Origin of the sequence: Cellulosimicrobium sp. KWT-B (genome assembly GCF_002127155.1) — a bacterium.
GTDB lineage: Bacteria > Actinomycetota > Actinomycetes > Actinomycetales > Cellulomonadaceae > Cellulosimicrobium > Cellulosimicrobium funkei.
The window spans coordinates 441,359-465,093 of the sequence record NZ_NEDO01000004.1 but is presented as its reverse complement, the minus strand read 5'-3'; the positions used below and the strand labels follow the sequence as shown (position 1 = coordinate 465,093).

General features: G+C 74.7%; 18 protein-coding genes and 1 tRNA gene. 15 read left to right on the top strand and 4 right to left on the bottom strand.

All coding sequences use genetic code 11. The annotated features are described in order from the left end of the window. The first annotated feature begins 38 nt into the window (after positions 1–38). The 5 genes from B9L22_RS14795 to B9L22_RS14775 all read left to right on the top strand — a co-directional run bounded on the left by B9L22_RS14795 (position 39) and on the right by B9L22_RS14775 (position 5,821). The gene (locus tag B9L22_RS14795) at positions 39–2,495 is read left to right on the top strand and encodes a GH36-type glycosyl hydrolase domain-containing protein (protein WP_086150934.1); all 2,457 of its coding nucleotides are present in this window, start codon (positions 39–41) and stop codon (positions 2,493–2,495) included. Between the two features lie 167 nt (positions 2,496–2,662). Continuing rightward, positions 2,663–3,313 (top strand): GNAT family N-acetyltransferase, encoded by a 651-nt coding sequence (locus B9L22_RS14790; RefSeq protein ID WP_021479886.1) that lies wholly within the window; start codon positions 2,663–2,665, stop codon positions 3,311–3,313. A 61-nt stretch (positions 3,314–3,374) separates the two neighbouring features. Further along, positions 3,375–4,601, top strand: coding sequence for a hypothetical protein (locus B9L22_RS14785; protein WP_086150933.1), 1,227 nt, complete (start codon positions 3,375–3,377; stop codon positions 4,599–4,601). A 64-nt stretch (positions 4,602–4,665) separates the two neighbouring features. Next, positions 4,666–4,738 (top strand) — tRNA-Ala (locus B9L22_RS14780). A gap of 231 nt (positions 4,739–4,969) precedes the next feature. Continuing rightward, a complete protein-coding gene (locus B9L22_RS14775) occupies positions 4,970–5,821 on the top strand; it encodes a formylglycine-generating enzyme family protein (RefSeq protein ID WP_233140179.1) in 852 nt (283 codons plus the stop codon). Positions 5,822–5,912: 91 nt separating this feature from the next. On the opposite strand, the gene B9L22_RS14770 is transcribed toward B9L22_RS14775, so the two are convergent. Then, positions 5,913–6,428, bottom strand: coding sequence for a DUF4190 domain-containing protein (locus B9L22_RS14770; RefSeq protein WP_051028544.1), 516 nt, complete (start codon positions 6,426–6,428; stop codon positions 5,913–5,915). Positions 6,429–6,626: 198 nt separating this feature from the next. Between B9L22_RS14770 and B9L22_RS14765 the strand changes: the two genes are divergently transcribed. The 3 genes from B9L22_RS14765 to B9L22_RS20075 all read left to right on the top strand — a co-directional run bounded on the left by B9L22_RS14765 (position 6,627) and on the right by B9L22_RS20075 (position 11,610). Beyond that, on the top strand, positions 6,627–8,255 hold the full coding sequence (locus B9L22_RS14765; RefSeq protein WP_086150931.1) for a hypothetical protein: 1,629 nt from the start codon (positions 6,627–6,629) through the stop codon (positions 8,253–8,255). Between the two features lie 105 nt (positions 8,256–8,360). Continuing rightward, positions 8,361–9,848, top strand: coding sequence for a family 20 glycosylhydrolase (locus B9L22_RS14760; RefSeq protein ID WP_086150930.1), 1,488 nt, complete (start codon positions 8,361–8,363; stop codon positions 9,846–9,848). Between the two features lie 94 nt (positions 9,849–9,942). Continuing rightward, on the top strand, positions 9,943–11,610 hold the full coding sequence (locus B9L22_RS20075) for a hypothetical protein (protein ID WP_233140161.1): 1,668 nt from the start codon (positions 9,943–9,945) through the stop codon (positions 11,608–11,610). Positions 11,611–11,640: 30 nt separating this feature from the next. Here B9L22_RS20075 and B9L22_RS14750 read toward each other — a convergent pair whose 3' ends face one another. Beyond that, entirely contained in the window at positions 11,641–13,389 is a 1,749-nt protein-coding gene (locus tag B9L22_RS14750; protein ID WP_086150929.1) for a phospholipid carrier-dependent glycosyltransferase, read from the bottom strand. 35 nt (positions 13,390–13,424) lie between these two features. Between B9L22_RS14750 and rsmI the strand changes: the two genes are divergently transcribed. Continuing rightward, a complete protein-coding gene (gene rsmI / locus B9L22_RS14745) occupies positions 13,425–14,315 on the top strand; it encodes a 16S rRNA (cytidine(1402)-2'-O)-methyltransferase (protein WP_086150928.1) in 891 nt (296 codons plus the stop codon). A gap of 48 nt (positions 14,316–14,363) precedes the next feature. Here rsmI and B9L22_RS14740 read toward each other — a convergent pair whose 3' ends face one another. After that, positions 14,364–14,963: an isochorismatase family protein gene (locus tag B9L22_RS14740; RefSeq protein ID WP_043656105.1), complete on the bottom strand. Its 600-nt coding sequence runs from the start codon at positions 14,961–14,963 to the stop codon at positions 14,364–14,366. A gap of 83 nt (positions 14,964–15,046) precedes the next feature. On the opposite strand from B9L22_RS14740, the gene B9L22_RS14735 reads away from it, so the two are divergent. Together B9L22_RS14735 and B9L22_RS14730 are read left to right on the top strand one after the other, a co-directional pair. After that, on the top strand, positions 15,047–15,517 hold the full coding sequence (locus B9L22_RS14735) for a hypothetical protein (RefSeq protein WP_086150927.1): 471 nt from the start codon (positions 15,047–15,049) through the stop codon (positions 15,515–15,517). A gap of 126 nt (positions 15,518–15,643) precedes the next feature. Beyond that, positions 15,644–16,828 (top strand): aminotransferase class I/II-fold pyridoxal phosphate-dependent enzyme, encoded by a 1,185-nt coding sequence (locus B9L22_RS14730; protein WP_086150926.1) that lies wholly within the window; start codon positions 15,644–15,646, stop codon positions 16,826–16,828. Here the strand turns inward: B9L22_RS14730 and B9L22_RS14725 are convergent. Further along, entirely contained in the window at positions 16,812–17,621 is an 810-nt protein-coding gene (locus B9L22_RS14725; RefSeq protein WP_086150925.1) for an SDR family oxidoreductase, read from the bottom strand. The two genes, B9L22_RS14730 and B9L22_RS14725, sit on opposite strands and share 17 nt — an antisense overlap. A 211-nt stretch (positions 17,622–17,832) precedes the next feature. Between B9L22_RS14725 and B9L22_RS14720 the strand changes: the two genes are divergently transcribed. The 4 genes from B9L22_RS14720 (at position 17,833) to B9L22_RS14705 (ending at position 23,591) form a co-directional block, all read left to right on the top strand. Beyond that, the gene (locus tag B9L22_RS14720; RefSeq protein ID WP_233140159.1) at positions 17,833–19,077 is read left to right on the top strand and encodes a sorbosone dehydrogenase family protein; all 1,245 of its coding nucleotides are present in this window, start codon (positions 17,833–17,835) and stop codon (positions 19,075–19,077) included. Positions 19,078–19,358: 281 nt separating this feature from the next. After that, positions 19,359–20,645 (top strand): ubiquitin-like domain-containing protein, encoded by a 1,287-nt coding sequence (locus B9L22_RS14715; protein ID WP_233140158.1) that lies wholly within the window; start codon positions 19,359–19,361, stop codon positions 20,643–20,645. 142 nt (positions 20,646–20,787) lie between these two features. After that, on the top strand, positions 20,788–22,581 hold the full coding sequence (gene metG, locus B9L22_RS14710) for a methionine--tRNA ligase (RefSeq protein ID WP_021482562.1): 1,794 nt from the start codon (positions 20,788–20,790) through the stop codon (positions 22,579–22,581). A gap of 2 nt (positions 22,582–22,583) precedes the next feature. Continuing rightward, entirely contained in the window at positions 22,584–23,591 is a 1,008-nt protein-coding gene (locus tag B9L22_RS14705) for a TatD family hydrolase (RefSeq protein ID WP_086150923.1), read from the top strand. Positions 23,592–23,735: the final 144 nt, after the last annotated feature.

Below are 23,735 nucleotides of genomic sequence, written 5' to 3'. Positions count from 1 at the left end.
GCCCCCAGCCCCACCCCAGGACAGGAACCAGAGCAACGATGCGCTACGGCCACTTCGACACCGCGCACGACGAGTACGTCGTCGAGCGCCCCGACGTCCCCGTCTCGTGGACGAACTACCTCGGCACCCGGGACATGTGCACGGTCCTGTCGCACCACGGCGGCGGGTACTCGTACTACAAGAGCTCGCAGTACGGGCGCATCTCGCGCTTCCGCCAGAACGGGGTGCCGCTCGACCGCCCCGGTCACTACGTCTACCTGCGCGACGACGCGGACGGCGACTACTGGTCGGTGTCCTGGCAGCCGGTCGGCAAGCCGTTCGTCGGGCCGGACGAGGAGCTCGACCCGGCCGGCGGCGCGGGGCGCTGGACCACGCGCCACGGTCTGAGCTACACGACCTTCCGCTCCGAGTACAAGGGCATCGACGCCGAGCAGACGGTCTTCATCCCGCTCGACGACGACGTCGAGCTGTGGGACGTGCGCGTCACCAACACGACGGACGAGGTGCGCGAGCTCACCGTCGGGTCGTACGTGGAGTTCTCGTTCCACACGATCACGATCGACAACCAGAACCTGCAGATGTCGCTCTACGCGTCCGGCTCCTCGTACGAGGACGGGATCATCGAGTACGACTTCTACTACGAGCCCTGGACGTACCACTACTTCGCGTCGAGCGAGACGCCGTCGTCGTACGACTCGCTGCGCGACAGCTTCATCGGCCCGTACCGCACCGAGAGCAACCCGGTCGCGATCGAGCGGGGCGAGGGCTCCAACGCGAGCGCGACGACGCAGAACCACTGCGGCGCCCTGCTGCACAGGGTGACGCTCGCGCCGGGCGAGACCAAGCGCCTCGTCTTCATGCTCGGCTACGGCTCGCGCGACGCGGCCGGGCGCGCGATCCAGGCGAAGTACTCGGACGTCGCGGCCGTCGACCACGAGCGCGAGCGTCTGCGCGACTACTGGCGCGCCAAGCAGGACAAGCTGCGCATCCGCACGCCCCACGAGGGCATGAACACGATGATCAACGCGTGGACGCTGCTCCAGGCGGAGACGTGCGTCGTGTGGTCGCGGTTCGCGTCGTTCGTCGAGGTGGGCGGGCGCGCCGGGCTCGGCTACCGGGACACGGCGCAGGACGTCATGAGCGTCATCCACTCGAACCCGACGAAGACGCGGCAGCGCATCGTCGAGCTGCTGCGGGCCCAGACGGAGGCCGGCTACGGCCTGCACCTGTTCGACCCCAAGGCGTTCGACCCCGACGCGGAGAAGCTGCCCGACGTCCCGTCGCCGACGATCGTCCCGACGGTCGACCCGAAGGACCTCATCCACGGCCTCGAGGACACGTGCTCCGACGACCACCTGTGGCTCGTGCCGTCGGTCGTGGAGTACGTCAAGGAGACGGGCGACCGCGCGTTCCTCGACCTGGAGATCCCGTTCGCCGAGGGCACGCCCGCGACCGTCTACGACCACCTCGTCCGCGCGCTCGAGTTCTCCGCCGAGCAGGTGGGCCAGAACGGCGTCGCGCTCGGCCTGCGCGCCGACTGGAACGACTGCCTCAACCTCGGCGGCGGCGAGACGTCGCTCGTGACCTTCCTCCACGCGTGGGCGATCGGCGCGTTCCTCGAGGTCGCGGAGCCGCTCGCGGCGGCGGGCGACGAGCGCGCCGAGGCGGACGTCGTCCGGTTCACGGCGGAGCGCGAGCGCATCGCGAAGGTCGCGGACGCGCAGCTCTGGGACGGGCGCTGGTGGATCCGCGGCTACACGCGCGACGGCGTGAAGATCGGCTCGGCGCAGAACGACGAGGGCAAGATCTTCCTCGAGCACCAGGCCTGGCCCGTCATCGCGGGCATCACGAGCCAGGAGCGCGGCGAGGCGTCGATGGACGCGGTGCGCGAGCTCCTCGGTTCCGAGTACGGCAACCACCTCAACTGGCCGGCGTTCACGAAGGTCGACGACACGGTCGGCTTCGTGACGCGCGTGTACCCGGGCATCAAGGAGAACGCCGCGATCTTCTCCCACCCGAACGCGTGGCCGATCATCGCCGAGGCGATGCTGGGCCGCGGCGACGAGGCGGTGCAGTTCTACGACGCGATCCTGCCGTACCACCAGAACGACAACATCGAGGTCCGCGGGGCGGAGCCCTACGCGTACGTCCAGTTCCTCTACGGCCGCGACCACGAGTGGTTCGGCAAGGCGCAGAACCCGTGGCTCACGGGCACGGCCGGCTGGATGTACACCGCCGTGACCAAGTACGTGCTCGGCGTCCGCCTCGCGCTCGACGGCCTGGTCGTCGACCCGTCGATCCCGAAGGACTGGGACGGGTTCGAGGTGCGTCGCGAGTGGCGCGGCGCCGTCTACGACATCGAGGTCCGCAACCCGGACCACGTGTCGAAGGGCGTGCGCTCGGTGACGGTCGACGGCGTCGAGCACGACCCGGCGACCCCGATCCCGGCGCTGCCCGCGGGCACGGAGGCGAAGGTCGTCGTCACGCTGGGCTGAGGACGGGGCCGAGCAGGGGTCTGAGCACGGGGACACCACCGGGTGCCCGCGTCACCGGTCGGTGGCGCGCGGGCGCCCGGTGGTGTCACCCTGTGCACCGAGGGCCGGGCGCACCGTCGGTCCTCGTCGCCAAGCCCACCGACAGGCCGAGGACGGTACACCGCCGCATGACCCACAAGATCGCGCGCGGCTGGACCGTCGCCAAGCCGTGGCCCGTGACGCTGCGGGACGACACCCTGGGCGGGTCCGTGGTCCTGCGTCCGCTGCGGCGCCGGGACGCGAACGCGTGGATGCGCCTGCGCGCGCGCAACGCGGACTGGCTGGAGCGGTGGGAGGGCACGTCGCCGCGCCCCGGCACGCCGGGCGGGCCGCCCACGTTCGCGGAGTACGTCCGGGTCCTCTCGGCGCAGGCGCGCGCGGGGTCCTCGCTGCCGTTCGCCGTCGAGCTGGACGGCGAGCTCGTCGGCCAGCTCACCGTGTCGTCCATCACGTACGGCTCGCTGTGCGGCGCGAGCATCGGCTACTGGGTGAGCGAGCACGTCGCGGGCCGCGGCGTCATCCCGACCGCCGTCGCGATGGCCACGGACTACTGCTTCACGATCCTCGGCCTGCACCGGATCGAGATCAACATCCGCCCGGAGAACGGCCCGAGCCTGCGCGTCGTGGAGAAGCTGGGGCTGCGCGACGAGGGGGTCCGCGAGCGCTACCTGCACATCCAGGGGGAGTGGCGCGACCACCGGACGTTCGCCGTCACGAGCGAGGAGGTCCCGGACGGCCTCCTCGCGCGCTGGCAGGCGACACGCCGCGAGAGCATCTGAGCCGCCCGACACGCCGGGGCGCGTGCGGAGCGAGGCCGCGGGCCTCGCCTACGGTCGTGATGTGGAATCGGCCTCGGGGATCGTCGCGCTCGCGGTGTTCCTGCTGTGGGTCGGCTTCTACGTCCCGCACCGGGTGCGTCACCGGCAGCAGCTGCTGGACGCGCGCACGGACGACCGCTTCTCCGGCTCCCTGCGCGTCCTGGCCGTCGCCGGCCCGGGCGGCGGGGGGTTCGACCGCTGGGACGCCCGGCTCGACGGCGTCACGACCGTCGCGGCGATCGCCTCCGGTCCCGCCGGAGCCGGAGGGCGCCCCCTGCTCGGGGCCGCCGGGACGCAGAGCCGGTCCGAGGGCCGGACGCACGACGAGGAGGGAACGCACGCCATGGGGAGCACCGTCAGCGCGTCACCCTCGCGCGGGGCACCGCCGCGCCGTCAGCCGGCCTCCGAGCAGTCCCGTCTCGAGCTCCTCGAGCGGCGTGCCGCCGCGGCGCGCCGTCGTCTCGCGCTCACGGTCGTGCTGCTCCTCGCGACCGTCGGGGTGTGGGTCGTCGTCGCGCTCGGGCTCGTCCCGTGGTGGGCGGGCGTGGTCCCGACGGCGTTCCTCGGGCTCGTGCTCGTGCTCGGCCGTCGTGCGGTGCTCGCCGCCCAGCGGTCCGACGCCGCGTGGCTGGCCGAGCGTCGTGCCGCGGCCCGCGCGGCGCGCGGCGCCGTGCTCGGCGCACCGCCCGCCCCCCGGGGCGCGCGCCCGCGCGTCACCGGGCGCGCCGTCCACGGGTCGCAGGTGAGCACGCAGATGATCCCGCGCGTCACGCCGCAGGACCTCGCGCGGGCGAACGCCGCGGCCTCCGCGGACGCCGGCGCGCCCGCCACGACGGGCGCGTCGTCCCGCGAGCGGGCCACCGCGTCCGGTCCGGCCGAAGGCCCCGCGTCCGAGGAGCCCGCCCCAGCGGCCGACGAGCCGACCACCGTTCGCGAGACGACCCCGGTCGTCGAGGTCGAGGTCGTCGACGCCGAGCGCGTCCCGACGGGCCGCGCGTGGGACCCCGTGCCCGTGCCCCCGCCGACGTACACCATGAAGCCCACGGCCCCCCGCCGCGAGCCCGCCCCGCTCACGGACGACGACGTCGTCTCGCCCACGGTGTCGGCCCGCGTCGAGCCGGTGGTGGCCGCCGACGCCCGGTCCGGCGCCCCGGCCCCGGCCGCGGGCGACGAGCGCAAGCCCTCCACGGAGACGCTCGGCCTGGACCTCAACGAGATCCTGGCGCGACGTCGGGCGGCAGGGCAGTAGACCCCCTGAGGGCGGCCGGTTTGCGAGACCCCGCCCTCGGGGTGCTAATCTGTTCCTCGCTTGAGGGGCTATGGCGCAGTTGGTAGCGCGTCTCGTTCGCAATGAGAAGGTCGGGGGTTCGAATCCCCCTAGCTCCACCGGAGAGACCCTCGCCAGACCAGGTCGACGACCTGAGACGGCGAGGGTCTCGTCTTTTCCGGAGCCTCCTGCCCCGATCGCGGCCCTCGCGCTGCCGCCGACGTCGAGTGGGCCTCGCGGCGCGCGAGGGAGGCGAGCGCGGTGGCCGCCGCGCCGCCGGTGCGCGCCGCACCTATCCTGGCGACGTGACCCTCACCGTGCTGGTCCCGGTCCCCGGCGGGACGTTCCGCATGGGCTCGGACCGGCACTACCCGGAGGAGGGTCCGGCCCACGACCGGCAGGTGGAGCCGTTCCTCCTGGAGCGGCACGCGGTGACGAACGCGCAGTTCGCGGCGTTCGTCGCGGACACCGGGTACGTGACGGTCGCGGAGCGTCCGCTCGACCCGACCGACTTCCCGGGGGCCGACCCGGTGGACCTGGTGCCCGGGGGCCTCGTGTTCACCCCGACGGCGGGCCCGGTCGACCTGCGCGACTGGCGGCAGTGGTGGCGGTGGCAGCCCGGGGCGTCGTGGCGGTCGCCGCAGGGGCCGGGGTCGGGCGTCGACGACCGGCCGGACCACCCGGTGGTGCTCGTCGCGTTCGAGGACGCCTCGGCCTACGCGGAGTGGGCGGGACGGCGTCTGCCCACCGAGGCCGAGTGGGAGCGCGCCGCACGGGGTGGTCTCGACGACGCGGAGTACGCGTGGGGCGACGAGCTCGCACCGGGCGGATGCCTGATGGCCAACACGTGGCAGGGCCGGTTCCCGTACGACGACGCGGGCTGGGGCGGGACGTCGCCCGTCGGCTCGTACGAGCCGAACGGGTACGGGCTCGTGGACCTGATCGGGAACACGTGGGAGTGGACGGCGGACACGTTCACGCCGCGCCACGTCGTCCCGGGCACGCGCGGGCCGGACGCCGGTGGGCGACCGAATCTGCTGGCCCCCACGACGTCGCCGGAGGTCCTGCGCGTGACGAAGGGCGGCTCGTACCTGTGCGCGCCCGAGTACTGTCGTCGCTACCGGCCCGCGGCGCGGTCCGCGCAGTCCGACGACAGCGCGACGACGCACCTCGGGTTCCGGTGCGCCGCGGACGTCCGCTGACCGCGGGTCGGTGACCCGCTGGCGCCCCGACACGACGAAGGCCCCCACCGAGCGGTGAGGGCCTTCGCGGAGCGGCATGGCCGCGACGAGGTCAGGGGCAGGTGACGGGCTCGCCACGCACCTCGACGACCGTGCCCGAGGGCACGCCGGAGCACGCGTCGAGGACCTCCTGCGTCACGGCGCCGACGGTGCTGAAGAACACGATCGAGCCGATGATCGTCAGGACGAGCACGATCGCGCCGACGATGATGCCGGCGAGCGCGAGGCCGTTCTTGTAGCCGGCCTTCTTGGACTTGTTGAAGGCCACGATGCTGAGGATCAGGCCGACGATCGAGAGGCAGCCGAGGAACGACAGCACGAGGCCGACGATCCCCATCGTCTTGCCCGGGTCCTGGCCCGGGGCGGAGTACGACGGGGCGCCCGCCTGCGGTGCGCCGTACTGGGGCGCCTGCGGTGCGCCGTACTGCGGGGCCTGCGGTGCGCCGTACTGCGGGGCCTGCGGCGGCTGCTGCGGCTCGCCGGGCTGCGGCGCGCCGTAGGCGGGCGGGCCGGACGGCGTCCCGCCGGGCTGCTGCGGGTTCTGGTCGGGCTGGTCGGGGGTCGACATGCGATCTCCTCGGCGTTCGGTCAGGGCCTGCCCAGTATGCCGGTCGGGGCCGCCGCCCGCCCTGTGATTCCGCGGCGCGCCCGGCGGCTGGTCCGGGTGGCAGGGGTCACGCGACCCCGCGGCCGGTCGGGTCCGACCATCACGAGTCCCTCACATCCCTCGGTCGGCGAGCCGCGCCGGGTGCGCGATGATGGGGGCGTGAACACTCGGAAGGTCCGATTCGTCCCTGTCGCCCTCCCCGTCGTCCTCTCGTTCGGTGCCGTCGTGGCGCTGGGCGGCTGTGCCGCGGAGACGGCGAAGGCCGACGGGCCGTCCTCGGGTGAGACCGGGCTCGTCGCCCGCGCCGCCGAGCCGAGCGACGGCGTCCTCGTGCTCGGCTCGACCGAGCCGGCGGAGCTCGCGCTGACGAGCAGCCAGGCGTTCTTCACCAACGCGCCGGTCGTCGTGCTCGCGACGGCGGACGACGAGGCCGCGCGTGCGACCGCGGCCGCGGCCGCCGTCGAGCTCGCCGCGCCCGTGCTGCTCGTGGGGGGCGCCATCTCGGACGGCGGGCTGCGCACGGAGCTGAGCCGGCTCGGTGCGGTCGCCGTCGTCGAGGTGGGCGAGCCGGACGCGCCCCCCGGCCAGGAGGGCGTGGGCGAGGAGCCCGCGCGCGCGACCCTGGGCGACGTCGACGGCGTCGAGCGCGTCCTGCTGGAGGTCGGGGCGCTCCTTCCCGACGGGACGCTCGACGAGCGCGACCTCGACGAGGTCCGCGCCGCGCTGCCCGATCGGGGCGAGCCGGAGACGCTGACCGAGGTCCTGGCCCTCACGGAGCCGGGCAGCCTCGCGGTGCCGGGCGGACCGCAGTCCGCCGCCATCGCGACCGCGCGCGCCGCGGGCGCCGTGCCGCTCGAGGTGCCGCAGGGCGACCCGCGGGCGTCCGCCGAGGTCGTGGACGCGATCTCGGCGGCGAAGGCGCTCGCCGTCGTCGGCATCGGCGCGAGCTTCGGCACGGCCGACGACCTCACGTGGCGGCTGCGGTCGGCCGAGGCGGGCGACCTGCTCCCCAGCGGTTCGCAGCTCGTCCTGGCCGACGGCGTCCGGTACGTCGCGGTGGAGGCCGACGCCGTGACGTCGGGCCTCGTCGCGGTGGGGGAGCGCTCGGCGACGGAGGCCGTCGAGCGTGCGCAGGAGGCGGCGGCGGCGTACGCCGAGGCCGCCCCGGACGACGTGGTGGTCCCGGTGCTCGAGGTGCCGGCGACGCGGGCGTCGTCGAACCCGGGCGCGGACCGCGACTACTCGACCGAGATCCCGGCCGAGGAGCTCGTCCCGCTCGTCGACACCGCGGCGGCCGCGGGGGTGCTCGTCGTGCTGCGCCTGGAGCCCGGCCGCGCGAGCTTCGACGAGCAGGTCGCCGAGTACGCGGACCTGCTCGCACGCCCGACCGTGGGCGTCGCGCTCGCGGTCGACGCGCGCCGCGCGGGCGAGGGGTCCCGGGCCGGCACGGTGGGCGCGGCGGAGCTCAGCGCCGCGATCGGCGCCGTCGGGGAGGTCGTGCGCACGCAGGGCCTGCCGCAGAAGCTCGTCGTCGTGCAGCGACCCGACGCCGACGCGGTGCTCGACGCCGCCGCGCTCGACGTGGGTGCGGGCGAGGCGGCCGTCGTGCTGCAGCCGACGGCGCAGGCGGGGTTCGGCGCCCGCGCGCGCGAGTGGGGCACGCTGCTCGACGACGTGCCGGCAGGCGTGGTGGGCGGCTGGACCACGGGTTCGGCGGACCCGGCGCGGGACGTCGAGGGCGTCCTGTCGCTCGACCCGAGCCCGCGCTACGTGGCGCCGTCGCGCTGACGACCCGCTCCGCAGGGCACTTGGTCGGTCTCGCGAGCGCGGGTTAGGGTGTGTCGCTCGCAAAAGCCGAATCGATTCGACCAGACCCAGACGACGAGGTACCTGATGGTCTCGATCATCCCCCAGCCCCTGCACGTCGAGCCCGGCGAGGGCCACGTGCCCGTCGGTGCCCTGGAGGTCCACGCGGTCGGTCTCGACGGCGCCGCCCCCTGGCTCGCCGACCTCGCCGCGAGCGTCCTCTCCGGCCTCGACGGCGTCACCGCGACCCATGACGACCCCGCCACCGGCGCGGTTCCCGCCGCGGACGGGGAGCGCACCGCGCTCGTCCTGCGCGTCGACGGGGCGGCGGGGCCGGAGGGCTCCACGAGCCCCGAGCGCTACAGCCTCGTCGTCGACGCCGCCGGCGTCACCGCGACGGCGCCCGAGCCGGCCGGGCTGCTCCACGCGGTGCAGACGCTGCGCCAGCTCGTCGTCGCGCCGGGTGACGAGGCGTCCGCGCGGGTGCCGCACGTCGTCGTGCACGACGCGCCGCGCTACCCCTGGCGCGGCCTCTCCGTGGACGTGGCGCGCACGTTCTTCGGGCTCGACGCGCTGCGGGCCGTGGTCGACGTCGCGGCGGCGTACAAGCTCAACGTGCTGCACCTGCACCTCACCGACGACCAGGGCTGGCGCATCGAGTCGCCGTCGCGGCCCGAGCTCGCCAAGCTCTCCTCGGGCGGCGACACGTCCGGCGGGACGGGCGGCCACCTGTCCCTCGCCGACTTCCGTGCCCTGCAGGACCACGCGGCCGAGCGCTTCGTGCGCGTCGTGCCGGAGATCGACGTGCCGGGCCACATCAACGCGGCGACCCACGTGTACGGCGACCTCATGCCCGACGGCGTCCCCACGGACGCCTACCACGGCATCGAGGTGGGCTTCTCGCGCCTGACGTTCGACCTGCCGGCCACCGAGCCCTTCCTGCGCGACGTCTTCACCGACCTCGCCCGCGCGACCGACGGCGAGCACGTGCACCTCGGGGGCGACGAGGTGCTGAAGATGGAGCCCGCCGAGTACGCGCGCTTCGTCGAGCTGTGCGAGCGGCTGATCCTCGAGGCGGGCAAGAAGCCGGTCGCGTGGCAGGAGGCGGCGAAGGCGCCCCTGCGCCCGGGCACCCTCGTGCAGTACTGGGACACCCACCCCATGGACCTCACGTACCTCGTCGACGCGGCCGGGGCGGGAGCGCGCGTCATCATGTCGCCCGCGAACCGCGTCTACCTCGACATGAAGTACACGGCCGACTTCCCGCTCGGGCAGGAGTGGGCGGGGCTCGTCGAGGTCCGCGACGCGTACGACTGGGAGCCCGAGCAGGTGGTCCCCGGGCTCCCGGCCGACTCGATCGAGGGCGTGGAGGCCGCGGTCTGGACGGAGCGCATCCCCACGCTCGACGCGCTGTTCACCATGCTCCTGCCGCGCCTGAGCGCCGTCGCGGAGGTCGCCTGGACGGCCCCCGACCGCAAGGACTGGGACGACTACCGCCGACGCGTCGCCCGCGAGGCGCACGCGTGGCGCCGCTCGGGCACCCCCTTCCATCCGTCGGAGCAGGTCGACTGGTGACACGGGCGGGCGACGCCCGCGGGGTGGTGGACGTCACCGGGGAAAACCCGTCCTGCGGTCGCGAGGCGGGCGACCGCTGACGGACCATCGATCGATGGCCTTCGTGACCTTCTCCGCCGCCCGCCACGACGACCCGTCCGGAACTCCCTCCTCGACCCCGCGCCCCGGCTCCCGCGCGCGCCGTCGTGCGGCCGCGCTCGCCGCGACGCTGACCCTGGCGACCGCGCTCGCCGCGTGCACGGGCGGCGACCCGGACCCCGCCGCGAGCAGCACGGGGCCTGCCGCCGGCGCCGAGGCCGAGCCCGACGGCGCCCGCGCCGCGACGCCCGAGGGCGTCCTCACCCTCACCGAGGAGGGCCCCGCCGCGCTCGCGCTCGCGGCGAGCCGCACGTTCTTCGCGACCGCGCCGGTCGCGGTCGTCGTGCCGGCCGACGCCGCCGAGGACGCGACCGCGGTCGGCGTCGCCGCGGCGCTCGCCGAGCGGGTCGTCGCGCCCGTCCTGGTCGCGGGGGACGACGCGGCGCTCGCCGAGGAGCTGGGACGCCTCGACACCGCCGAGGCGGTCGTCGTCGCGCCGGAGGGGACGAGCGTCCCCGGCCTCGACGACGTGACCACGGTGCACGTCGACCCGGCGGGCGTCGCGCCCGACGGCGCCGTCGACGAGGAGTCGCTCGCGGGCGCCGCCGACCTCGCGGTCCAGGATCTCCCGGCGTCGGGCGACGCCGAGACGTCGACCGGCGTCCTCGCGCTGACGGACCCCGACGCCGGGGCCGCGGCCCGATCGGCGGCCGCGACGGCCCGCGCGTCGGGTGCGACGGTCGTCGACGCCCCCGGCGGCGACCCGCGCACCACGTCCGAGGCCGTCCAGGCGGTCGCGAGGGCCGAGGCGACGGCGACCGTCGGCCTCGGGGCGTCGTTCGGCAGCCCCGACGACCTCGGGTGGCGCGTCGAGGCGGCCGCGACGGGCACGGAGCTGCCCGGCGGCGGGCAGCTCGCCCTGCCCGGCAAGCGCTACGTCGCGCTCTACGGGTCGCCGGGGGCGCCGGTGCTCGGCGTGCTCGGCGAGCAGGACGTCGCCGCGACGATCGCGCGCGCCCAGGAGCACGCGGCCTGGTACCAGGGCTTCACGGACGAGCCCGTGGTGCCGACGCTCGAGATCATCACGACGGTCGCGTCGGGGTCCGCGGGCTCCGACGGCAACTACTCGAACGAGCGTGCCGCCGACCTCGTGCGGCCCTACGTGGACGCCGCGCGCGAGGCGGGGGTGTACGTCGTGCTGGACTTCCAGCCGGGACGTACCGACTTCCTCACGCAGGTGCGCGCGTACGAGGACCTCGTCGCGCAGCCGCACGTCGGCGTCGCGCTCGACCCGGAGTGGCGCCTCGGCCCCGACCAGGTGCACCTCGCCCAGATCGGCTCCGTCGGGGTCGACGAGGTGAACGCCGTCGGCGACTACCTCGCGGGCCTCGTGCGCGAGCGCGACCTGCCGCAGAAGGTCTTCCTGCTGCACCAGTTCCGGACGTCGATGATCGCCGACCGCGCCCGCCTCGACACCGTCCACCCTGAGCTCGCGACCGTCGTCCACGCCGACGGCCAGGGCGGCCAGGAGGCGAAGGCGGCCACGTGGTCGACGCTGCACCAGGACGCGCCGGCGGGGTTGTTCTGGGGCTGGAAGAACTTCTACGACGAGGACGCGCCCATGCTCACGCCCGAGCAGACGTGGGGCATCAGCCCGACCCCGGACTTCGTCAGCTACCAGTGACGCCGGCCCGGCGCGCGCCCGGTCAGCGCGTCAGATCCACGTGGGCAGCCACATGTGCATCCGCCAGAACCAGTACGGGACCTGCCACGCCGTCCAGATCGGGTAGAAGAACACGCTCACGGCGCCGATCGTCGTGAGCAGCACCGTGATCCCGACGCGCGCCCGGGCCCGGGCGACCGCCCGGCCCTCCGTGCGCTCGAGCGCGAGCGTGATCGCGTAGACGAGCGTGAGCACGACCCACGGCAGGAACACGATCGAGTAGAACGTGAAGATCGTCCGCTCGGCGTAGAGGAACCACGGCGCCCACCCGGCGACGATCCCGCTGAGCACGGCCAGCGCGCGCCAGTCCTTGAGCCGCACGAGCGCGTAGAGCGCGACGAGGATCGCGAGCGCCGCCGCCCACCACAGGACGGGGTTCCCGAGCGACGTGATCGCCCGCGCGCACCGCTCGACCTCGCAGCCCGCCTCGCCGGCCTCGTACGAGCGCCAGTAGAAGGACGTGGGCCGCCACTGGAGGATCCAGCCGAGCGGGTGCGCCTCGTACGTGTGCTCGGACGTGAGCCCCGTGTGGAAGTCCCACATCTTCAGGTGGTACTCCCACAGCGACCGCAGCGCCGGGGGCAGCCACTGGACGCCCTCGCCAGGATGCTCGACGGCCCACTGGCGCATGTACGCGCCGGGCGAGCGGAACCACGACGTCCACGTCGCGACGTACGCGAGCGCGGCGGTGGGGAGCATGACGAGCGCGGCCGGGATCGCGTCGCGCACGAGCGCGTCCTCCCACCAGCGCCCGACGCCCGCGGTGCGCCGCGCCGTCGCGTCCCAGAGCACGGAGACGACGGCGAAGACCGCGAGGAAGTACAGGCCGGACCACTTGATCCCGCACGCGAGCCCCAGCGCGACGGCCGCGGCGAACCGCCACCACCGCCACCCGAGCCCGGGGCCGTAGCGGCCGATGCGCCCGCCCGCGTCGAGGATCGCCCCGCAGCGCTCGGCGAGGCGTCGCCGGGCCTGCTCGCGGTCGAGCAGCAGGCAGCCGAAGGCGACGAGCACCCAGAGCATGAGCATGTTGTCGAGCAGGCCGGTGCGCGAGTGCACGATCGCCTCGCCGTCCACGGCCATGAGCGCGCCCGCGACGATCCCCATCGCCGTCGAGGCGAACAGCCGGCGCGCGATGCGCGCGACGAGCACGACCGCGACGACCCCGACGACGGCGGACGCGATCCGCCACGACCACGGGTTCTCGGCGCCGCCGAGCGCCTTCATGCCGAGCGCGATCATCCACTTGCCGAGCGGCGGATGGACCACGTAGTCGGCCGTGGGCAGGAACGAGTTCACGTCCCCGGCCTCGAACGCCGGGTTCGGCTCCTCGGGCCAGTCGGCCTCGTACCCCACCTGGAGCAGCGTCCACGCGTGCTTGACGTAGTACGTCTCGTCGAACACGAGGGTGCCGGGCCGGCCGAGGTTCCACAGCCGCAGCACCGCCGCGACGACGGCGACGATCGCGACGCCGAGCCACCCCCACAGCCGGTCGTGCGCGGTCGCGCCGAGCGCGAGGCGCCGCGGGCCGAGCAGCGCGAGGAGGAGCCGCTCGCGGTGGCTCGGCGCGGGGCCGTCGTCCGTCGTCACGTCCGACGGCGGAGCGCCGTCGTCCGTCGTCACGTCCGTCGGCGGTGCGCCGCCGTCCACCGTGACGTCCCTCGGAGGTGCGTCGGTGGCGTCGGCCGGGGGGCGGGGGCCGGGGGTCGCGTCGGCGGGCGGCTGGGACACGTTGGCCATCGTAGGGGCCGCGCACGTGTGGAACCCTGGGAGCCATGTCCTCCTCGACCGACGTGCCCGGCCCCGACGCGCCCACGACCCGGCGGGAGGCCGGGCACCTCGTGCTCGGCGGCACGCCCATCGGGAACGCGGAGGACGCGAGCCCGCGCCTGCGCCGCCTGCTCGCGGAGGCCGACGTCGTCGCGGCGGAGGACACGCGGCGCCTGCACGCGCTCGCGGGCCGTCTCGGCGTCCAGGTCGGGGGGCGGGTCGTGAGCTTCCACGAGCACAACGAGGCCGAGCGCGCCGACGACCTGCTCGACGTCGTCGACGGCGGCGGCACGGTGCTGGTCGTGTCGGACGCGGGGATGCCGAGCGTGTCCGACCCGGGCTTCCGCGTCGTGGGCCGCGCGGTCGAGCGCGGCCTCCCGGTGACGACGGCGCCCGGGCCGAGCGCGGTGCTCACCGCCCTCGCGCTCTCGGGGCTCCCGACGGACCGGTTCTGCTTCGAGGGCTTCCTGCCCCGCAAGGCGGGGGACCGCTCGCGCGCGCTCGCGGCGCTCGTCGACGAGCCGCGCACGCTCGTGTTCTTCGAGGCGCCGCACCGCGTGGCCGAGACGCTCGCCGCGATGGCTGGCGCGTTCGGCCCGGACCGGCCGGCCGCCGTCGCGCGCGAGCTCACCAAGACCTACGAGGAGGTGCTGCGCGGCCCCCTCGGCGAGCTCGCGGAGCGCGCTGCCGAGGAGCAGCTGCGCGGCGAGATCTGCGTCGTCGTCGGTGGCGCGCCGCCGCGCGGGCCCGTCCCGCTCGCGGAGCTCGTGCCCGCCGTCCTGGCGCGCGTCGACGGCGGGGAGCGGCTCAAGGACGTGGTCGCGGACGTCGCCCAGGGTGCCGGGGTGCCCAAGCGCGACCTGTACGCCGCCGCGCTGGACGCGCGCCGCGGGTGAGCGGGGTCCGGGCGTCCCGCGGGGTCACCCGGACCGCGACCGCGGTGGTCAGCGCCCGACGGCGTCGCTCGCCACGAGCGTGACGCCCGCCGCGGCGAGCTCCTCGCGTGCGGCGGCGCCGAGCTCGGGCGTCACCGGCACGGTGAGGTCGGTGAGGACCCGCGTCGCGAGGCCGAGCGCGTGCGCGTCGAGCGCGGTCGCGCGCACGCAGTGGGACTCGGCGATGCCGACGACGTCGACCGCCTCGATCCCGGCGTCGCGCAGCAGGTCCGCGAGCGGTCGGCCCGCGACGTCCACGCCCTCGAAGCCCGAGTAGGCGGCCTGGTACTCGCCCTTCTTCACCCCGGCGTCGGGCGCGAGGTCGGCGAGCGCCGGGTGCAGCTCGGCGTTCGGGGTGCCCGCGATCCCGTGCGGCGGCCACGTGTCGACGAAGTCCGGGTCGGGGCTCCAGTGCTGTCCCGGGTCCACGTGCCAGTCCTGGGTCGTCACGACGAGGTCGTACGCGTCGCGGTGGTCGCGCGCGTGCTCGGCGATGCGCTCGGCGACGGCGTTCCCGCCCTCGACGCCCAGCTCGCCGCCCTCGCAGAACGTGGGCTGGACGTCGACGACGATCAGCGCGCGGCGCGGCGCGGGGGTGCTCTCGGTCATGCGCCCACTCTGCCACCCCGGCGGGCACCGGGGGAGCGCGGGTGCGAGAGTGGGCCCAGCCGTGATCCGACCGGGAGGCAGCCATGACCGAGGACCAGGAAACGCCCACGACGACCTCCGGCACGGACGCCGGACGACCCCTCGGGTACTGGCTCAAGCTCGTGGACCGGCTCATCGACGAGAACCTCGACGCCGTGTTCCAGCACTCGGGCCTCACGCGCCGCCACTGGCAGGTGCTCAACACCATCCGCGACGGCGTGAGCGAGGAGACGAGCGTCGACGGCGTGCTGTCGCCGTTCACGGGCGCCGTGGCCGGGGCGGGCGGCGCGAGCGCGGTGACGGCGGAGATCGACGACCTCGTGCGCCGCGGCTGGGTCGCGCGCGGCGACCAGGGCCTGTCCGTGACGGTCGCGGGCAACCACGCGTACCACGACCTGCTCGACGCGGTGTCGGTCGCGCGCGAGCGCGTCGCGCAGGGCGTGAGCCGCGAGGAGTACGCGCGGACGGTCGCGACGCTCGAGCGCATGGCGCGCAACCTCGGCTGGTCCGGCTGACCAGAGGCCGGTGAGCCGGTCGCGAGACGCGGTGTCACGTCGTCGGGCGGCAGGCGTACCCTGCGAGACCCGCGACCCGTGCGCACCCCCGCGCCCGGGAGCGCCGCACAGAGCTGGAGCACTGCGATGGAGTTCCGCCGGATCCCCGGTCTGCCGCCCTACGTCTTCACGATCATCGACGGGCTCAAGATCGAGGCACGCCGAGCGGGGCGCGACGTCGTGGACCTCGGGTTCGGCAACCCGGACCTGCCGAGCCCGCAGGTCGCCGTCGACAAGCTCGCCGAGGCCGCGCAGAACTCGCGCAACCACCGGTACTCCGCGTCGCGCGGCATCCCGAAGCTCCGCGAGGCCGTGGCCGGGCTGTACCAGCGCCGGTTCGGCGTGAGCCTCGACCCGGACACCGAGATCATCTCGACCATCGGCGCCAAGGAGGGCTTCAGCCACCTCATGTGGGTGCTGCTGCAGCCGGGCGACGTCGCGCTCGTCCCCACCCCGAGCTACCCGATCCACATCTGGGGGCCCTACTTCGCGGGCGCCGACGCGCGCCAGGTCCCCATCGGCGACGGGACCGACGCCGCGGGGTACATCGACCGCATCATCGAGGCGTGGGAGCTCGGCTGGCCCAAGCCGCGCGTCGTCGTGCTGTCGTTCCCGCACAACCCGACGACGACCGTGGCGACCAAGGAGGACCTCCAGCGCCTCGTCGACTGGGCGCGGGACAAGGACGTCGTGCTCGTGCACGACCTCGCGTACGCCGACATGACGTACGACGGGTTCGAGCCGCCGTCGATCATGGAGTGCGAGGGCGCGCGCGAGGTCGCGGTCGAGCTGTACTCGATGACGAAGTCGTTCTCCATGGCGGGCTGGCGCGTCGCGTTCCTCGTGGGGCGCCGCGACGTCGTCGGGGCGCTCGCGAAGCTCAAGAGCTACCTCGACTACGGCACGTTCCAGCCGATCCAGATCGCCGCGACCGTCACGCTCAACGAGGCGACGGAGTTCCCGCAGGAGATCTCGTCCGTGTACGAGTCGCGGCGCGACGCCCTGTACGACGGCCTGCAGCGCATCGGCTGGGACATCCACAAGCCCGGCGGCACGATGTTCGCGTGGGCCCGCATCCCCGAGCCGTACCGCGACATGGGCTCGATCGAGTTCGCGACGCACCTCGTCGAGGAGTGCGACGTCGCGGTGTCCCCGGGCGTCGGGTTCGGCCCCGGCGGCGACGAGTTCGTGCGGTTCGCGCTCATCGAGAACGAGCACCGCATCGGTCAGGCCGTCCGGGGCCTGCGCCGCGGGCTCACGCGACTGGGCTAGGGACCGTCCCCGTCCACACGTCGTCGCCGCGCAGCAGGGCGTCGGCGCCGCCGTCGTCGTAGATCGTCTGGCCCGTGACGTGCGTGTTCGCGACGTCGGTCAGCCACAGCAGGAGCGACGCGACCGACTCGGGCGACTGGTGCCCGTTGAGGGGCATCGGCACCGCGGCGTCGACCATCGCGACCGACTCCGGGGTCGACAGGAGCTGCGTCGTCATGGGCGTGAGCACCGTCCCGGGCGCGACGGCGTTGAGCGGGACGCCCCGCCCGGCCCACGCCGCCGTCACGCACTCGCGGCGCACCCAGCGCGACAGCGCGCGCTTGGACGACGGGTAGGCGAGGTACCCGACCTGCGGGCCCTGCTCGGCGAGCGTGCCGGCGACGCGCAGGGCCTCGTCCTCGTCGTCCGCGAGGCACGCGTCCACGATCGCCTCGGACACGGGCTGGAGCGTCGCCATCGACGACACGACGGCGACGCGCGGCGCCTGCGAGCGCCCGAGCGCGGGCAGCAGGCCCGTGAGGAACCGGGTGACGCCGAAGAAGTTCACCGCGACCGTCGTCGGGACGGGCGCCGAGATCCCGGCGCACGCGACGACGGCGTCGACCGTGCCGTCCGTGGCGGCGAGCACCTCCTCGACGGCACGCTCGCGACCCTCGTCGGTGCTGAGGTCCGCCTGGACCTCGGCGTCGCGCAGGTCCACGCCGACGACCCGGTCGCCCCGCTCGCGCAGCAACCCGGCCAGGCAGGCCCCCACGCCCGATGCCGATCCCGTCACCACGTACGTCCGCGACATGTGCACACGCCTCCTCGCCCACGTCCCCGGACCTCGGGGACACCTCCAGCATGCCTCGCCGGCCCGGCCCGGGCGGCCGCCGAAGGACCGGCGGCGCGGGCCGAAGGTCCGTCGTCCCCGCCGGTGTCACCCGGCGCGACCCGCCGCCCCGGGTGACGATGGGCAGGTGCGACGCCACCACGGAACCCGGGCCGCCGGGCGAGGCCCCGCCGTGCCCGCGCGGACCGGCGGGCCCGCGCTCGCCGTCGGGCTCGCCGTCGTGCTCGGCGCGGGCGCGTGCTCGGGCGGGGCGCCGGACGACGCGCCCGCTCCCGCGCCGTCGGCCACGACCGCCACGTCCGCGCCGGCCGACCCCGACGCGTCGGGCTCGTCGCAGGCGCCGGCCGCCGACGGCCTGCTCGTCGTGCCCGAGGTGCGCGTCGACGTCGCCGAGGTCGCGACCGGTCTCCCCGCGCCGTGGGGGCTCGCGGCGCTCGCGGACGGCACGCTGCTCGTCTCGCTGCGCGACGAGCGCCGGCTGGTCGTCGTCGACCCGGCGACGGGCGCCGTCGAGCCGGTGACCGGGCCGGGAGCGGACGACCTGCGCGACGGCACGGTCGCGCGCGGCGAGTCGGGGCTCCTCGGCGTCGCGGTGGGCCCGGCTGGTGGCGCCGCGGCGGGGGAGGTGTTCGTGTACCGGACCGCGCCGGACGGCAACGAGGTGCTGCGCGGCACGCTCGCGGGGCGCGAGCTCTCCGCCCTGACGCCGGTCGTCGAGGGCGTCCCCGCGGCCTCCACGCACGACGGCGGACGGCTCGCGTTCGGGCCCGACGGCCACCTCTACGTCACGACGGGGGACGCGCAGCAGCGCGGCGCGGCGCAGGACCCGGATGCGCTCGCGGGCAAGATCCTGCGCGTCACGGTGGACGGCGACCCCGCGCCCGGCAACCCGGACCCGGCCTCGCCGGTGTGGAGCCTCGGGCACCGCAACGTCCAGGGGGTCGCGTGGGACGCGACGGGCCGGATGCTCGCGTCCGAGTTCGGCCAGGACACGTTCGACGAGCTCAACGTCGTCGTGCCCGGCGGGAACTACGGCTGGCCCGACGTCGAGGGCACGGGCGGGGCGGCCGCCGGGTTCGTCGACCCGGTGGCGACGTGGCCGACGTCGGACGCCTCGCCCAGCGGGATCGCCGTGACCCGGGAGGGCGTGTACCTCGCGGGGCTGCGCGGGGAGCGGCTGTGGCGCGTGCCGTTCGCCTCGCCCGACGGTGGCGCCGACGCCGCGGCGTTCGGCGCGCCGCAGGCGGTGCTCACGGACCGGGGGCGGCTGCGCGCGGTGCTCGTCGACCCGGCGACGCCGCCCGGCGACGACGGGAGTGCGGCGCTCTACGTGCTGACAGGCAACACGGACGGTCGGGGCGACCCGCGCGACGGCGACGACCGGCTGCTCCGGGTCACGGTGACGCCGGCGGGGTGAGCGCCCGGGAGCGTGCGCGCCGGACGCGCGACGTGACCAGGCGGTTTGGTGTGCGATAACGAATCGGTTACGGTCGAGTGTCTCGCGTAGCCGCTCACCGGGGACAGGTGTATTGGCCGGCCGTGGGACGCGGCCTCGCTCGGGCGCCCAGGGCGCCGGTGGCCGCAGGACGCCGGATCGGCTGGTCGAACCGGGTGCGCCCGCCACGCTGCGGAGCACCTCGCGGGCGCGTGCGCGCCGTCGACCCCCGTGCCCGGGAGCCCCCGACGACTTGGACCACTGTGCACAACCCCTTCCGTTCCCGCGCGCCCGAGACGGCCGACGTCACGGCGCACACCCCCCAGACCACGCCCGAGGCGGTGCCGACCGCCGAGAGCCCCGAGAACCCCACCCGTCGGTCCGCCCGCGCGGCCCGGACCCTGCGCTCCACGCGCCGGCGCCGCTGGTCGATCGTCACGGCGGCCACCGCCGTCGCGCTCGTCGGCTCCGGTGCCGTCGCCTACGGCGAGGCCAGCAAGACCGTGACGATCGACGTCGACGGCGAGACGACCACCGTCAGCACGCTCGCCGGCTCCGTCGGCGGCGCGCTCGACGCCGCTGGCGTCGAGGTCGGTGCGCGCGACCAGGTCGCTCCCGACCCCGGCTCCGCGCTCAGCGACGGCGACGACGTCGTGGTGCGCCTCGGCAAGAAGGTCACCGTCCAGACCGACGGCGCGCAGTCCGACGTCTGGCTCACCGCGCTCGACGCCGACGAGGCGCTCGACACCCTCGCCGAGCGCGGCGGCGACGTCCGCCTCGTCGCGTCGCGGTCCGGCGAGCGCGCGTCGCTCGACCTGCGCCTCGACGCCGACGGCCCCGTGAACGTGGTGGCCGACGGGCAGACGAAGGTCGCGCCCGACGGCAGCATCGGCGTCCCCGCCATCCTCGACCAGCAGGGCATCGAGCTCGGCGACCTGGACCGCGTGAGCGTCCAGCGCGTCGAGTCGCCCGAGCCGGGTGCGCCGGCGGTGTCGCTCGTCGTGCAGCGCGTCGTCGTCGAGCAGCAGCAGACCACGACCCCCGTGCCGCACGGGACCGTGCAGCAGCCCGACGACGCCAGGTACACCGACGAGTCGGCCGTCACCCAGGCGGGTGCCGACGGCGTCACCACGACGACGTTCGAGGTCACCCTCGTGGACGGCGTCGAGGAGTCGCGCGAGCAGCTCTCGCAGGAGGTGACGACCGCTCCCGTGGACGAGGTCGTCACGACCGGCACGAAGGAGCGCCCGAAGGACCCGCGCACGATCGGGCAGGCCATGGCCGCCGAGCGTGGCTGGACCGGCTCGCAGTGGACGTGCCTCGAGAAGCTGTGGACCAAGGAGTCCAACTGGAACCCGACGGCGGACAACCCGACGTCGAGCGCCTACGGCATCCCGCAGTCGCTGCCGGGCTCGAAGATGGCGAGCAAGGGCGCCGACTGGGCGACCAACCCCGCGACGCAGATCGCCTGGGGCCTCGACTACATCGCCGGCTCCTACGGCTCGCCGTGCGGCGCGTGGTCGCACTCGCAGGCCGTCAACTGGTACTGAGCACGCGCCTTCCCTCCGCCGAGCACGGGGTCGCCGACGTTCTGGAGCTGAGAACGTCGGCAACCCCGTGCTCGGCGTCGCTCGTTCTCCGGTGGTGGACGACGCCGCGGGGCGCGGCGCTGCCCGACTAGGATCGGGCACCATGACCCACATCCTCTCGGCCGTGGCGTGGCCGTATGCCAACGGGCCGCGCCACATCGGCCACGTCGCAGGTTTCGGTGTCCCGTCGGACGTCTTCAGCCGGCACATGCGGATGGCGGGTCACGACGTCCTCATGGTCTCGGGCACCGACGAGCACGGCACGCCGATCCTCGTCCAGGCCGACAAGGAGGGCGTGACCCCGCAGGAGCTCGCGGACCGGTACAACCGCGTCATCGTCGAGGACCTGCACCAGCTCGGCCTGTCGTACGACCTCTTCACGCGGACCACGACGCGCAACCACTACGCCGTCGTGCAGGAGATGTTCCGCACGGTCCACAAGAACGGGTACATGGTCGAGCAGACGACCATGGGCGCGATCTCGCCCTCCACGGGCCGCACGCTGCCCGACCGCTACATCGAGGGCACGTGCCCCATCTGCGGCTACGACGGCGCGCGCGGCGACCAGTGCGACAACTGCGGCAACCAGCTCGACGCGATCGACCTCATCAACCCGCACAGCCGCATCAACGGCGAGACGCCGAAGTTCGTCGAGTCGAACCACTTCTTCCTCGACCTGCCCGCGTTCGTCGACGCGCTGGGGGACTGGCTGCGCACGCGCACCGCGTGGCGTCCGAACGTCCTGAAGTTCTCGCTCAACCTGCTCGACGACGTGCGCCCGCGCGCCATGACGCGCGACATCGACTGGGGCATCCCGGTCCCGCTGCCCGGGTGGGAGGAGAACTCGAGCAAGCGCCTCTACGTGTGGTTCGACGCGGTGATCGGGTACCTCTCGGCGTCGATCGAGTGGGCGCGGCGCAGCGGCGACCCGGACGCGTGGCGCGCGTTCTGGAACGACCCCGAGGCGCGGTCGTACTACTTCATGGGCAAGGACAACATCACGTTCCACTCCCAGATCTGGCCGGCCGAGCTCCTCGGCTACGACGGCCGGGGGAGCAAGGGCGGGGCGCCGGGCCCGTACGGGAACCTCCAGCTCCCGACGGAGGTCGTGTCGAGCGAGTTCCTCAACGTCGAGGGCCAGAAGTTCTCGTCGTCGCGCGGCGTCGTCATCTACGTGCGCGACATGCTGGCCCGCTACCAGCCGGACGCGTTCCGGTACTACGTGGCGTCCGCCGGTCCGGAGACGCAGGACGTCGACTTCACGTGGGCCGACTTCCAGCGCCGCACGAACGACGAGCTCGTGGCCGGCTGGGGCAACCTCGTGAACCGCACGGCGAACCTCGTGCACAAGAACTTCGGGGCGATCCCGGAGCCGGGGCAGCGCCAGCCGATCGACGAGGGCGTCCTCGCGACGACGACGACCGCGTTCGGGCGCGTGGGCGAGCTCATCGCGACGCACCGCCAGCGCGCCGCCGTCGCCGAGGCGATGAAGACGGTCGGCGAGGTGAACAAGTACGTGTCGGACACCGAGCCGTGGAAGCTCAAGACCGACCCGGACCGGCTCGCGACCGTGCTGCACACCGTGACCCAGGCGGTGAGCGACCTCAACACGATCCTGTCGCCGTTCCTGCCGCACTCGGCGCAGCAGGTGCACGAGGCGTTCGGCGGCACGGGCACGTTCGCGGCCCAGCCGCGCATCGACGAGGTGACCGACCTCGACGACGACTCGCGCCACTACCCGGTCATCACGGGCGACTACCGTGCCGAGGGCCTGGCGACGTGGGAGCCGAAGGCCGTCGTGCCGGGCACCCCGGTCGGCAAGCCGACGCCGGTGTTCACCAAGCTCGACGACTCGATCGTCGAGGAGGAGCTCGACCGCCTGCGCGAGGGCGCCTGACGGTGGCCAAGCAGCGCGAGCGCGGCTGGCCGCCGGACCCGGAGCCGCTGCCGGTCCCGGTGGTGGACAACCACACGCACCTCGACTCGATCGCGCACGTCCTCCCCGAGGGCACCCCTGCCCCGACCGTCGCGGACCACCTGGCCCGGGCGGCGGCCGTCGGGGTGGACCGGGTCGTGCAGGTGGGCTGCGACCTCCCGGCGGCCCGCTGGACGGACGCCCTCCTGCGCGGCGACCAGGCGGTCTGGGGTCGCGAGCAGGCGGATCCGGCGCGTGCGGAGGCGGGGACGAGCCAGGACCACCTGGTCGGCGGCGCGGGGGCGCCGGGGGTCGGGCGGCTGCTCGGGGCCGTGGCCGTCCATCCGAACGAGGCCGTGCTGCACGGCGGGGTGCGGGAGGTCGGGCCGGACGGGCTCGAGCCCGACCCGCGGCCGCACCACGACGTGCCGCTCGACGACGCGGTCGCGGAGATCGCGGCGATCGCGCGCGCGAACGACCGCGTGCGCGCGATCGGCGAGACCGGGATGGACCTGTTCCGGACCGGTGCCCGGGGCGAGGCCGTCCAGCGCGAGGCGTTCCGCGCGCACGTCGCGCTCGCGAAGGAGCTCGGCCTCGCGCTCCAGATCCACGACCGCGACGCCCACGCGCAGGTGCTCGACGTCCTCGCGCGCGACGGCGCCCCCGAGCGGACGGTCTTCCACTGCTACTCGGGCGACGCCGGGATGGCCCGGTTCTGCGCCGAGCAGGGCTGGTACCTGTCCTTCGCGGGCCCGGTGACGTTCCGCGCGAACGACGAGCTGCGGGCCGCGCTGCGCGCCGTCCCGCTCGGGCAGGTCCTCGTCGAGACCGACGCCCCGTACCTCACGCCGCACCCGTACCGGGGGCGTCCCAACGCGCCGTACGTCCTGCCGACGACGGTCCGTACCGTCGCCGAGGTCGTGGACCGACCGCTCGCGGACGTGTGCGAGCGCCTGGCCGCGACCTCCGTCGCGGTGTACGGCCCCTGGTGACGACCACGCACCCGGGCGGGACGACCGCGTCCGGTGCGCGAGGGCTGCGAGGTTTCGCCCCAGGTCACGTTTCGGCTACGGTCGGGTCCGTGCGTCGTGCGCCCCGCGCCGACGACGTCCCGCACCTCGCCCCCGGCGCTCGCC

Excerpts from the sequence above, each read along its gene's own strand:
- B9L22_RS14735 (WP_086150927.1), top strand. The coding sequence starts at position 15,047 with ATGACCGAGGACCAGGAAACGCCCACGACGACCTCCGGCACGGACGCC.
- B9L22_RS14725 (WP_086150925.1), bottom strand. The coding sequence starts at position 17,621 with ATGTCGCGGACGTACGTGGTGACGGGATCGGCATCGGGCGTGGGGGCC.
- B9L22_RS20075 (WP_233140161.1), top strand. The coding sequence starts at position 9,943 with ATGGCCTTCGTGACCTTCTCCGCCGCCCGCCACGACGACCCGTCCGGA.
- B9L22_RS14790 (WP_021479886.1), top strand. The coding sequence starts at position 2,663 with ATGACCCACAAGATCGCGCGCGGCTGGACCGTCGCCAAGCCGTGGCCC.
- B9L22_RS14770 (WP_051028544.1), bottom strand. The coding sequence starts at position 6,428 with ATGTCGACCCCCGACCAGCCCGACCAGAACCCGCAGCAGCCCGGCGGG.
- B9L22_RS14795 (WP_086150934.1), top strand. The coding sequence starts at position 39 with ATGCGCTACGGCCACTTCGACACCGCGCACGACGAGTACGTCGTCGAG.
- B9L22_RS14775 (WP_233140179.1), top strand. The coding sequence starts at position 4,970 with ATGGGCTCGGACCGGCACTACCCGGAGGAGGGTCCGGCCCACGACCGG.
- rsmI (WP_086150928.1), top strand. The coding sequence starts at position 13,425 with ATGTCCTCCTCGACCGACGTGCCCGGCCCCGACGCGCCCACGACCCGG.
- B9L22_RS14760 (WP_086150930.1), top strand. The coding sequence starts at position 8,361 with ATGGTCTCGATCATCCCCCAGCCCCTGCACGTCGAGCCCGGCGAGGGC.
- metG (WP_021482562.1), top strand. The coding sequence starts at position 20,788 with ATGACCCACATCCTCTCGGCCGTGGCGTGGCCGTATGCCAACGGGCCG.
- B9L22_RS14750 (WP_086150929.1), bottom strand. The coding sequence starts at position 13,389 with ATGGCCAACGTGTCCCAGCCGCCCGCCGACGCGACCCCCGGCCCCCGC.
- B9L22_RS14730 (WP_086150926.1), top strand. The coding sequence starts at position 15,644 with ATGGAGTTCCGCCGGATCCCCGGTCTGCCGCCCTACGTCTTCACGATC.
- B9L22_RS14740 (WP_043656105.1), bottom strand. The coding sequence starts at position 14,963 with ATGACCGAGAGCACCCCCGCGCCGCGCCGCGCGCTGATCGTCGTCGAC.